Raw genomic sequence first — 12,129 nt, forward strand, 5'->3', positions numbered from 1 at the left:
TCAGGCCTCCGGGAAGTCGGCGACGATCCGGTCGACCAGCCCGTCGACGCCGAAGCGCACCGGGTCGGTCGCGGGCAGGCCGTGCTCGGCCGCGAGCGCGTCGAGGAGCGCCCGGGCCTCGCCTTCGGCGAGCGCCTGGGTGTTCACCGCGATGCCGACCGGCCGGATCGCCGGGTTGGTCAGGCTGCCGAGTTGCACGGTGAGATCGATGACCTGCCGGATGGTCGGCAGGGGGTGCTTCACGCCGCGCATATTGGTGCGGGTCGGCTCGTGGCAGACCACGAAGGCGTCGGCCTGCGCGCCGTGCAGCAGGCCGAGGCTCACGCCCGCGAAGGACGGGTGGTAGAGCGAGCCCTGGCCCTCGATCAGGTCCCAGTGGTTCGGCGCGGCCTCGGGCGCGATCGTCTCGACGGCGCCGGAGATGAAGTCGGCCACGACGGCGTCGATGGCGACGCCCCGGCCGGAGATGAACACGCCGGTCTGACCCGTGGCGCGGAAATCGGCGTCGAGGCCGCGCTCGCGCATGCCGCGCTCCAGGGCCAGCACGGTGTACTTCTTGCCGACCGAGCAGTCGGTGCCGACGGTGAGCAGGCGCCGCCCGGTCCGCTTGGTGCCCTTGCCGGTGGGGAAGCGCTCGTCGGTGTGGCGGACGTCGTGGAGCTGGCGGCCGCGGCGGGCCGCGGCCTCCGCGATGGCCGGGACCGTGCCGAGCTTGACGTGCAGGCCGCTCGCCACGTCGAGACCGGCCTCGATCGCCGCGACGATCTCCTTCACCCAGTGGTCCGGCAGAACGCCGCCGGCGTTGACGACGCCGATCACCAGGGTGCGGCAGCCCTTCGCCAGGGCCTCCGGCAGGGTCATGTCGGGGATGCCGAGATCGGCGGCGCAGCCCGGCAGGCGCATCTGGCCGACGCACCATTCGGGGCGCCAGTCCTTGATCCCGTAGGCGGTCTTGGCCGCCAGCGTGTCGGGCACGTCGCCCAGGAACATCAGGTAGGGCGTGGCGATCTGCATCGGTCGAGCAACCTTCTCCGGAGGCCGGCGGACCGTCTATGCGGGATCGCGACCATCCGGCGCAATGCACGAGGCCGGCCAGGACGGTGGACGCGGCGATCGTCGGGCGCATGCCGGGGCTGCGCGCCGTCATCGCGAGCGCAGCGAAGCGACCCAGGGCAGCGCGACGTCGGGAAGCGTGGCGCCGACTGGATTGCTTCGCTGCGCTCGCAAAGACGGTTTGCCGCCTCAGATCGGCGGCGCGCCGAAGCCCCGTTCAGGCCGCGCGTCGTCGCGCGACCTGCGCCTCGTTCGCCACCACTTCGACCGGCGACAGCACCCCCGTCGCCCGGACCAGCCCCTCGGCGCCCGCCAGGGCTCCGGCACGCAGCTCAAGCCCGAGGAAGCGCGCGCGCTCGAACGGACCCGGCAGGGTCAGGCCCTCCGCAAGTGCGCGGTCGAAGCCGAAGCGAGCGTAATAGGGCGCGTCGCCGACCAGCAGCACGGCGCCGTGGCCGAGCGCTTCGGCCCGGCCGAGGGCCGCCTGCATCATGACAGAGCCGAGCCCCTGGCCCTGGATCGCCGGATCGACCGCCAGGGGCCCGAGCAGCAGCGCCGGACGAGCGTTGCCGGTCTCGACGTGCCACAGCCGCAGCGTGCCGACGAGACGGCCGCGGCGGGTCGCCGCGAAGGCGAGGCCGCGCGCCGGCAGACGGCCCTCGCGCAGGCGCTCCGAGGTCTTGGCGCGTCGGTTGCCGGGAAAGCACGCGTCGAGCAGGCGCTCGCGCGCCGGGATGTCGTGCAGGTGCTCCGCGCGGATCTCGATCATGACAGAGCCCTCCCCGGGGCCGACATGCGGGAGAAGCGAAGGATCGTCCCGGCGGGCGATCAGGGCTGGCCGACGCTCCCGGAGAAACGACAGCGGCCCTTAACGCCGCGTGACCGCAGGATGGTTCCGGACGAACGGCGGGCGTTCGTCCCCATCATGCCGCCAGCGACCCGCCGGAAGCGGTCTCGGAAGGGCGCCGCCCGGGGCAATCCGGGCGGCGTGCGCGATCAGATCACGATCTGCTGAAGGGGCGGGAAGCCGTTGAAGGCCACCGCCGCGTAGGTGGTGGTGTAGGCGCCCGCGCCCTCGATCAGCACCTTGTCGCCGATCGAGAGCGAGACCGGCAGCGGGTAGAGCTGCCGCTCGTAGAGCACGTCCACCGAGTCGCAGGTCGGACCGGCGATGACGCAGGGCTCGGTCGCGTCCCCGTCCCGCGCGGTGCGGATCGGGTAGCGGATCGCCTCGTCCATGGTCTCGGCCAGCCCGCCGAACTTGCCGATGTCGAGGTAGACCCATCGGACCTCGTCGGCATCCGCGGACTTGCGCGACACGAGCACGACTTCCGCCTCGATCAGGCCGGCATTGCCGACCATGCCGCGGCCCGGCTCGATGATCGTCTCGGGGATCTGGTTGCCGAAATGCTTGGTCAGACCCCGGAAGATCGCCTCGCCGTAGCTCTCCACGCCCGGCACCGCCTTGAGGTACTTGGTCGGGAAGCCGCCGCCGAGATTGACCATCGACAGGCCGAGGCCGCGCTCCGCGCACTCGCGGAAGATCGCCGCCGCGGAGCCGAGCGCCCCGTCCCAGGCCTCGGTGTTGCCCTGCTGCGAGCCGACGTGGAACGAGATGCCGTAGGCCTCGAGCCCCTGGCGATGGGCGTGCTCCAGCACGTCCGCGGCCATCTCGGGCACGCAGCCGAACTTGCGCGACAGCGGCCAGTCGGCACCCGCGCCGTCGCACAGGATGCGGCAGAACACCCGGATCTCGCCGGCCGGCACGTCCACGGCCTCGGCGGCCCGGGCGATCTTCTCGACCTCGGCCTGGCAGTCGACCGCGAACAGACGGATGCCGAGCTTCAGGGCGCGGCCGATGCAGCGCTCCTTCTTGATCGTGTTGCCGAAGGAGATCCGGTCGGCGGTGGCGCCGGCGGCCAGCACCATCTCCATCTCGGCCACCGAGGCGGTGTCGAAGCAGGAGCCCATCTCGGCGAGCAGGCGCAGCACCTCGGGGGCCGGGTTCGCCTTCACGGCGTAGAACACCCGGGTGTCCGGCAGGGAGCGCGCGAAGGCGGTGTAGTTGTCGCGCACGACGTCGAGATCGAGGACCATCACGGGGCCCTCGTCCTGACCGAGGTCGCGGCGCACGCGCAGGTAGTCACGGATGCGGTCGGTCATGGTCGTCTCCCGGCACGGGTTCGCGTGCGCCCTTACGCGGGGCGCGCTGTCGAAGATGACGGCCAGGACTGGCCGCCGGCGTCAGGGGGCGATGCGTCGCGCGGACCCACGCGCTTTGGAGACGCGTGCGTCGGAGCGGGCGCAGAGCACCCGGAAGCTGCCGTGGATTGGAAGGGAGGACCCCCACCGCACGCCGGGCAAAGAGAAACAAGCCTCTTCGGTGCCGGCCTGTGGAGGGCCGACGAGACCAAAAAAGCCCGTTCGTCGTTGCTTTAAGCTGCGTCCCCCGTGGAGAGCGGGGTTCGCCGGTTTCGCCTCCGGCTGCCGGTTGTTGTCGGGGTCCGGTGTCGCCACCTGGATGCCGGCCGTAGGGATCCACCCTTGCGACCATCGATCCTTTAAGACCCCTGGCGGCTGTCCGGCAGTTGACCGGATGCCCACCAACCGACACGCGGCCACAGGCACGTGCGAAATTGGGCAGGGCGCATATACGGAGACGGGCCCCGCGCGACAAGGGGAAACCGCCCCGGAACACGCGCTTTTCCGCCCGCAATCCACACCCCGCGCGCTCCGTTGCATAAACGACGCATCCCGACCGCGCCGACGGCGGCCCTGCGGGCTTCCCAAGCGGGGCAGAAGCGGGCATCTGACCGGATGGGGCAGAGTACTCAGGCGAGCGAGCGATGGCCGGGCCGATCAGATCCACCGCGACGGCGCGGGCGTGAGCGCCCCCCTGTGAGCGCCCGCCTGTGAGTGCCCCCCTGTGAGCGCCCCCCTGCGCAACCCGGTCGGCGACGGACTTCCCGAGCCGACGATCCGCGCCGCGACGCTCGCCGATCTCGACGCCCTGGTCGCCCTGGAGCACGCCGCCTTCGCCACCGACCGGGCCGAGCGCCGGGCGATCCGCCACGCCATCCGCTCGCCCACCATGGACGTGCTGGCGGCCCTGATCGCCCCGCAGGACCGGGATCCCATCCCGGTGCTCGTCGGCGCGGCGGTGCTGGAGCGGCGGCGCAGCAGCCGGATCGCCCGGCTGGCCTCGATCGCGGTGGCGCCGAACCGCGGCGGCCTCGGCCTCGGNCAGGCCGACCGCGCCCGGCCTCCGCCTCGCCGCGGACGCGACCGCAGGGCACCCGATCCGCCCCGCGCCGTTCCGCGGGCGGAACCGGCTCCACCGCGCGGCCGGAGCTCGCGACGATATCGACAGATGAAGATCGAATTTCAGCACCGCGGATCAGACGATGCTCAGATCTTCGTCAGGTCATAATTCGAGAGACCCGGGATTATCCGACGATATCGTCGCAAAAATAGTGCGAATACGCCCTCTGTTGCCTGTCGAAATCTGACGCCCTAAGACGAAGCACTGCCGATCCAGAGATCTCGCGCATGACTCGCTGGCTGGGACGCTTCTCGATCCGGACCTTGCTGTGCCTGGTGATCGTCATCATGGCCTGCATGGCGCTGGGGAACGCGGTCCGGACGCTCGTCGACGCGCGGGCGCGGGCGACGGGCGCCGCGAGGGCCCTGATCCTGACTCGGGCGAGCCAGGGCCTCCTCCGGACGATCCTGCCGCTGCGGCTGGAGCGCGGATCGACCCTCGCCCTCGGGGGTGAGGCGCCGGCGGACGCGAAGACCCTGTCGACCATCGCGGGCAGCCGGCAGGCGCTGACCGAGAATTACCGCTTGGCTCAGCGCAGCCTGAGCGATCTGACCGAGCCGGCGGTCGGCGCGACGCTCGATCGCCTGAACACGGCGCAGGCGGCGATGGCGGCCCTGCGCCCCCGCATCGACGCGGCCCTCGGGCTGCCGAAGGCCCGGCGCGACCCGGCGCTGCGGGACGCCGCGCTGGCCGCCTTCCGGGACCTGCTCGAGGCGCTGACGGCCACGCTGAAGGCGGTCGACGCGGCCATTCCCCGGTCCGATCCCGTCCTGCAGCGCGCTCTCGCCCTCAAGCAGGCAGCCTGGGACACGCGCGTGGCCAGCGGCAACGTCGCGGTGCGGGTGCAGGCCTCGCTGGTCGCCGGGACGCCGTGGTCCCTGTCCGAGACGGTCGCGGCGGCGGAGGAGCGGACCGAGCTGCTGTCCGCGTGGCGGCGCACGACCGAGGCCGCGACCGACGTCTCGGAAACGGTGCGGGCCGCGTTCGAGCGGGCCAAGGCCGCCAATTTCGAGGGCGACACCTGGGCCATCGCGCAGGCGGTCTTCGACGCGCTCAGCACGCACGCGCCCCCGCGCCACACGTTCGCGGAGCTGCGCGACCGCAACACCGTGAACCAGCGCGCCCTCGTGACCCTCTGCGACGCGGCCCTCGACGCGATGGTGGCGCGCGCCGAGGCCCTCGCCGAGGCGGCCCGGGGCGACGTCGCGCGCAGCGGGGCGGCACTTCTGGCGGTGATCCTGCTGGTGGCCCTCGGCCTGTGGACCCTGTTCGGCGGCGTGCTGCGTCCGCTCCGGGCGCTGACCGCGACGATGGAGGCGCTGGCCGACGGGGACGCCTCTGTCACGGTCCCGGCGCGCGCCCATCGCAACGAGATCGGCGCGATGGCGCGGGCCGTACAGGTGTTCAAGGACAACCTCATCCGCAGCCGCCGGCTCGAAGCCGAGGCCGCCGAGGCGCGTCAGACGGCGGAGGCGCGGCGCCGGTCCGACCTGCGGGCGATGGCCGAGCGCTTCGAGCGGACGGTCGGCGGCATCATCGCACAGGTCTCGGACTCGGCCACCGCGCTGCAGGACACGGCCCAGACGATGACGGCCACCGCCACCGAGACCGCCAGCCAGTCCGGCACCGTGGCGGCCGCCGCCGAGGAGGCCGCCGCCAACGTCAACACCGTGGCGGCCGCGGCCGAGGAACTCGGCGCCTCCGTGGCGGAGATCGGCCGGCAGGTCGAGGGATCGACCCGGCTCGCGCAGGGGGCCGTCTCCGAGGCGGGGCGGACAGGCGCGCTCGTCCGGGACCTGAGCGGGGCGGTCGCGCGGATCGGCGACGTGGCCGGGCTGATCGCGGCGATCGCCGGGCAGACCAACCTGCTGGCGCTCAACGCCACGATCGAGGCCGCCCGCGCCGGCGAGGCGGGCCACGGCTTCGCGGTCGTCGCCGGCGAGGTGAAGGCGCTGGCGGCAAAGACCGCCGCGGCGACCGAGGCGATCGCCGGCCAGATCGCCGGCATCCAGGGCGCGACCGGCGAGGCCGTCGCGGCGATCGGGGCGATCGCGGGGCGGGTCCGGGAGATCAGCGGCGTGGCGAGCGCGATCGCGGCGGCGGTGGAGGAGCAGGGATCGGCCACCCGGGAGATCGTCCGCAACGTCGGGGAGGCGGCCGTCGGCACCGGCGCGGTGACCCTCACCATCCTCGGCGTCGCGGGGGCCGCCGAGGAGACCGGCCGGGCCGCCGGCGCGGTGCTCGCGGCGGCGACCGCATTGTCGCGGCAATCCGCGACGCTCACCGTCGAAGTCGCGGGCTTCCTCGACACGGTCCGGGCCGCCTGACCGGACCGTGTCGGGATCCCCGCGGGTCTCCGCCCCGATCTCGCCCGTTTAGGGGAGTCTTACGGCTCGCGCGCTACAGCGTACGCAACGGGCGGGGGCAATCCCGCCGCGCATGAGTCGCCGTCCATGGCCGTGATCGTCGCCTTCGTCATCAATGCGGGGCTCAACTTCGTCCTCGGCCTGCTGATCGCCAAGCTGCTGGGGCCGGCGGATTTCGGCCGGTTCGCCCTCGCGACCACCGGCGCCATCGTGCTGAACACGGTGCTGTTCGAGTGGCTGCGCCTGTCGGCGACGCGGTTCTACTCGGGGCGCGTGCGCGTCGACGAGCCGTGGATCCGCCACGGGCTCGATCGGGCCTACCTGCGGATCGGCGCGCTGCTGCTCGCCGCCGCGGCCCTGTGCGGGGGGTTCGGCTTCGCCGGCGGCGCCGACGGGCGCGAGGCGGTCCTGTGCGGCACCGGCCTCGCGGCCCTGGGCATCGGCGTGTTCGACTACCACGCGGCCCTCGCCCGGGCCCGGTTCGACGGCAAGCTCTATCTCGGCCTCGTGGCGGTGAAGAACGTCCTGTCCTTCGCCATGATGGCTGCGGCGGCGTGGTGGCTGCCCCAGCCGGCCTGGGTGTTGGCGGCGGCGGGGCTCAGCCAGCTCCTCGCGGTGGCAGTGCTGCGCCACCCCCTGCGCGACCCGCGCACGCCCCTCGAGCGGCCGCGCCTATCGGCGACCTGGCGGGTCTTCGCGCGCTACGGCCTGCCGCTCATCGCCGCCAACACCGCCTACCAGTGCCTCACCTTCGTCAACCGCGGCGCCATCGCGGGTCAGGCCGGCTTCGCCGAGGCCGGCTACTTCGCCCTGGCGGCCGACGTCACCTCGCGCTCGCTGATGACGCTGGGCACCGCCCTCGACCTGCTGCTGTTCCAGCTCGCCGTGCAGGCCGAGGAGCAGAGCGGCCGCGCCGCCGCCGAGGCGCAGGTCGCCGCCAATGCCGGCACGGTGTTCGCCCTGCTGGCGCCCTGCGCGGCCGGCTTCTGGGCGGTGCTGCCGGCCCTCCAGGGGCTGGTGGTGCCGGACGCCTATCGCGGGCCGTTCGAGACCTACAGCACCGTGCTGATGCCGGGCCTGTTCTGCCTCGCGATGATGTTCTACGCCCTCAACCCGGTCTTCCAGATCCGCCGCCGGACCCTGCCGGTGGTCGCCGCCGCCCTGGTCGGCCTCGCGGTGAACGGCGCCGGCCTGCTGGTCCTCCCGGACCGGATGGGCGGGCTCGGCGTCGCGGTGGCGCAGAGCGCGGGCCTCGCCGCCGCCGGAACGTGGCTCGGCTGGCGCGCCCTCACCGGCCCGGAGCGGATCGCGCTGCCCTGGGGGCAGATCGGCGTCGCGGCGCTCGCCTGCGCGGCGATGGGGCTCGCCCTCGCCCCGTTCCGGCATCTGCCGCCCGCCACCGCCCTGGCCGTCCTGGTCCCGGCCGGGATGGGTCTCTACGGGGCCCTGGTCTGGATCTTCGACATCGCCGGCCTGCGCCGCCAGGTCCTGGCGCGCCTGCGCCCGGCGCGGACCGTCGCGGCGGAGTAGGCGCACGCGAAGGCGGCGCAGTGGAAATCCCGCCTCTGAAACCCCGCGACTCCGCCCCGGCTTGAATCCGCCGCCGGATCCGGCGACACCCGTCCTGGAATGGATACAAACAGGACCGGGACGGGAACGATGGGCGTGTACGAGCCCGGCACCGAGGCGGAGGCCGGGGAGATCGTGCGGGCGGCCGCCGGGCGCGGCGAGCGCCTGCGCCTCGCCGGTGGCGGCACCGCCGAGGGGNGCGACACCGAGGACGGGCAGCGCGAGCGCGGCGACGACGCAGACGAGGCGCCGGAGCCGCGGAAGGGGGTCGCTTGTGCGCGGTCGGCACGCGCCACGAACTCGCGCCGCTGCGGCGCCTGACCGATGCGGTCTCCCGGTTCGACGGCCGCGCCCCGGAGCGGGTGAGCGTGCTGCGGCCGGACTTCAACGCCGCCGCCATCCGGCTGCTCAACCGGCACGGGATCGAGGTCGTCCACGCGAACGAGGGCTGCTGCGGGGCGCTCACCCACCACATGGGCAAGGAGGACTCGGCCCACGCCCACGCCAAGCAGGCGATCGACGCCTGGGACGCCGAGATCGCCGAGGGCCTCGACGCGATCCTGGTCACGGCCTCGGGCTGCGGCACGACCATCAAGGATTACGGCTTCATGTTCCGCGACGACCCGGCCTACGCCGAGAAGGCGCGGCGGGTCTCGAGCCTGGCCAAGGACGTGACCGAGTACCTCGCGCTGCTCGACCTGGCCCCCGTGGCCGAGACCGACCTCGTCGTGGCCTACCACTCGGCCTGCTCGATGCAGCACGGCCAGGGCATCCGGCTGGAGCCCAAGACGCTGCTGAAGCGCGCGGGCTTCACCGTGAAGGACGTGCCCGAGGGCCACATCTGCTGCGGCTCGGCGGGGACCTACAACATCCTGCAGCCGGAGCTGGCCGCGAAGCTGCGCGCCCGGAAGGTCGCCAACATCGAGCGCGTGCGCCCCGACGTGATCGCGACCGGCAACATCGGCTGCGCCACGCAGATCGGGAAGGGCACCGGCATCCCGATCGTCCACACGGTCGAGCTGCTCGACTGGGCGACCGGCGGCCCGAAGCCCGCGGCGCTGGCCGGGGTGACGCCGCGGCTCGCGGCGGCGGAGTCGGCATACGCCTCCGGCCGCGGCGCTCCGTCAGTGCGCGCACCGTGACAGGCCCGTGACATCTATTCACGTTGACCCTTGCCAAATCCGCGCAGCGGTCTGTAATGATGTCGACCCCTCTCCGGTCCCGCCGGTCGCCGCAACGGCCCGCGGACGTGACCGAATTCCTCGCGAAAGCGGTCTCGGTGTCGCGGCGGGCCCTGTCGGTCCGTCTGGCGGCGGCATGTGCCGCCCGCGATCGGGCAGGTGTCGCACGACGCGGCGGAGTTCCTCCGCCGCACCCAGGAATTCACGGCCGGTCCCCCGCCGGCCGAGATTGTTTCGCGAGGTCGGGACCACGATGGACGGACGCACGGCCCAGCATAGAGCTGCGCGTGCCCCGGAGGCGCAAGAGGCGCGTCGCACCGGTCCGTCCGTCCACCCGGCCTGTTTCAACCCCAGGCGCCCAGGGCGCCGAACGGCGGTTGACGGCAATTTCCCCTCGAACCCATCCGCCTCGGCGACGAGGCCGGCATCCCGCCCGACAGGTTTGACGTCGGGCGAGGCGCCGCCGGGACCACGGGCACGGAGAACGACGTCGGCCGCCATGCCGAGAGTCCGACATGGCCAACAAAATGCTGATCGACGCGATGCACCCGGAGGAGACCCGGGTCGTCACGGTCCACGGCTCTAGGGTCGAGGAGTTCGACTTCGAAGCCGCCAACCGGCGCCAGCTGCGCGGCAACATCTACCTCGCCAAGGTCACCCGGGTGGAGCCGTCGCTCCAGGCGGCGTTCGTCGAGTATGGCGGCAACCGCCACGGCTTCCTCGCCTTCAACGAGATCCATCCCGACTACTACCAGATCCCGCTGGCCGACCGTCAGGCGCTCCTCGAGGAGGAGGCCCGCGACGCCGAGGAGCACCGGGAGCGCGAGGAGCGCCGCCGCCGGTCGTCGTCGCGCCGGTCCCGCGGCCGCCGCGCCGAGGCCGGACGCCCCGACCGAGCCCGAGGCCCGCATCGCCGTGGCGGAGGCGCTGACCGTGTCCGACGCGCCGGGCGAGACCGTCGAGAGCGAGGCCGAGGCCGCCGCTGCGCCGGGCGCCGCCGACCCGGCGGACGAGGCCTCCGAGGAGGACGACGAGGAAGCCGACGACGACGAGGATGAGGACGAGTCGGAGGACGACGAGGACGAGTCCGACGAGGATGATGATTCGGACGAGGAGTCCGACGATCCCGACGCCGAGCCCAAGATCGCCCAGGTCGGCGGCAACGGCGACGCGCTGGCCGAGATCCCCGAGCGTCCGCGCCACTACCGCCGCCAGTACAAGATCCAGGAGGTGATCAAGCGCCGCCAGATCATCCTGGTGCAGGTGGTCAAGGAGGAGCGCGGCACGAAGGGCGCGGCGCTCACCACCTACCTGTCGCTCGCCGGCCGCTACTCGGTGCTGATGCCCAACACCGGCCGCGGCGGCGGCATCTCCCGCAAGATCACCTCGGCGGCCGACCGCAAGCGCCTCAAGGAGGTCGTGCAGGATCTGGAGGTGCCCGAGGGGATGGGCGTCATCCTGCGCACCGCCGGCGCCTCGCGCTCCAAGCCCGAGATCGCCCGCGACTTCGAGTACCTGATGCGCCTGTGGGAGTCGGTCCGGGAGCTGACCCTGACCTCCATGGCGCCCGCCCTGGTCTACGAGGAGGGCTCGCTGATCAAGCGCGCCATCCGCGACCTCTACAACAAGGATCTGGACGAGGTTCTGGTCGCCGGCGAGGACGCCTACCGCGAGGCCAAGGACTTCATGCGGATGCTGATGCCCGGCCAGTCCAAGGTCGTGAAGCCCTACCGCGACTCGACGCCGATCTTCGCCCGCTTCGGCGTCGAGCAGCAGCTCGACGCGATGTTCTCCACGCACGTCTCGCTGAAGTCCGGCGGGTACCTCGTGATCAACCCGACCGAGGCCCTGGTCTCGATCGACGTGAACTCCGGCCGCGCCACCCGCGAGCACGACATCGAGGACACCGCCCTCAAGACGAACCTGGAGGCGGCCGAGGAGGTCGCCCGCCAGCTCCGGCTGCGCGATCTCGCGGGCCTGATCGTTATCGACTTCATCGACATGGAGGAGAAGCGGAACAACCGCGCCGTCGAGAAGAAGCTCAACGAGTGCCTGAAGAACGACCGCGCCCGGATCCAGGTCGGCCGGATCTCGCCCTTCGGCCTCCTGGAGATGAGCCGCCAGCGCATCCGCACCGGCGTGCTCGAATCCTCCTCGATCCCCTGCGCCCATTGCGGCGGCTCGGGGTTCGTGCGCGCCACCGCGTCGGTGGCGCTGCACATCCTGCGCTCGATCGAGGAGGTGCTGCTCAAGTCGGCGAGCCACAACCTCGTCCTGCGCACCCGCACCGAGATCGCGCTCTACATCCTCAACCAGAAGCGCGGGCACCTGCGCGAGCTCGAGGTGCGCTTCGGCGTGACCATCACGATCGCGGCCGACGAGCGGCTGGCGGCCACGACCCCGTTCCAGCTCGACCGCGGCGAGCCGGCCCAGCGGGCGGAGGGCCCGGTGACCGGCGTGCGCGCCCAGGCGATCTCGCCCGCCATGGAGTTCGACGACGAGGACGAGGAGGCCGAAGAGGCCGAGGCCGAGGCCGAGACGGACGCCGAGGGCGAGGCCGACGAGGGCCGCGCGGAGGCCCGCGAGGACGGGACGCGCGAGGAGGGTGAGGGCCGGCGTCGGCGCCGCCGCCGCCGCC

General features: G+C 72.8%; 6 protein-coding genes and 2 pseudogenes. 5 read left to right on the top strand and 3 right to left on the bottom strand.

Annotated features, from left to right (window positions below):
• The 3 genes from dgcN to MMR14E_RS20625 form a co-directional block, all read right to left on the bottom strand.
• A complete protein-coding gene (gene dgcN, locus MMR14E_RS20615) occupies positions 1-1,014 on the bottom strand; it encodes an N-acetyltransferase DgcN (protein ID WP_331316857.1) in 1,014 nt (337 codons plus the stop codon).
• A gap of 256 nt (positions 1,015-1,270) precedes the next feature.
• Positions 1,271-1,822, bottom strand: a complete 552-nt coding sequence (locus tag MMR14E_RS20620; protein ID WP_331316858.1) for an N-acetyltransferase — start codon at positions 1,820-1,822, stop codon at positions 1,271-1,273.
• Positions 1,823-2,049: 227 nt separating this feature from the next.
• Entirely contained in the window at positions 2,050-3,216 is a 1,167-nt protein-coding gene (locus tag MMR14E_RS20625) for a type III PLP-dependent enzyme (protein ID WP_331316860.1), read from the bottom strand.
• Between the two features lie 763 nt (positions 3,217-3,979).
• On the opposite strand from MMR14E_RS20625, the gene MMR14E_RS20630 reads away from it, so the two are divergent.
• From MMR14E_RS20630 to MMR14E_RS20650, 5 genes and pseudogenes are all read left to right on the top strand, one after another.
• Positions 3,980-4,483: a hypothetical protein gene (locus MMR14E_RS20630; protein WP_331316862.1), complete on the top strand. Its 504-nt coding sequence runs from the start codon at positions 3,980-3,982 to the stop codon at positions 4,481-4,483.
• A 119-nt stretch (positions 4,484-4,602) separates the two neighbouring features.
• Complete coding sequence (locus tag MMR14E_RS20635) at positions 4,603-6,702, top strand: methyl-accepting chemotaxis protein (protein ID WP_331316863.1); 2,100 nt, start codon at positions 4,603-4,605, stop codon at positions 6,700-6,702.
• A gap of 126 nt (positions 6,703-6,828) precedes the next feature.
• The gene (locus MMR14E_RS20640) at positions 6,829-8,271 is read left to right on the top strand and encodes a polysaccharide biosynthesis C-terminal domain-containing protein (protein ID WP_331316864.1); all 1,443 of its coding nucleotides are present in this window, start codon (positions 6,829-6,831) and stop codon (positions 8,269-8,271) included.
• A gap of 404 nt (positions 8,272-8,675) precedes the next feature.
• Positions 8,676-9,452, top strand: a pseudogene (locus MMR14E_RS20645) (heterodisulfide reductase-related iron-sulfur binding cluster); the annotation flags it as partial.
• A gap of 554 nt (positions 9,453-10,006) precedes the next feature.
• Positions 10,007-12,129, top strand: a pseudogene (locus tag MMR14E_RS20650) (Rne/Rng family ribonuclease); the annotation flags it as partial.

The organism is Methylobacterium mesophilicum (assembly GCF_036441335.1).
GTDB classification, from domain to species: domain Bacteria; phylum Pseudomonadota; class Alphaproteobacteria; order Rhizobiales; family Beijerinckiaceae; genus Methylobacterium; species Methylobacterium mesophilicum_B.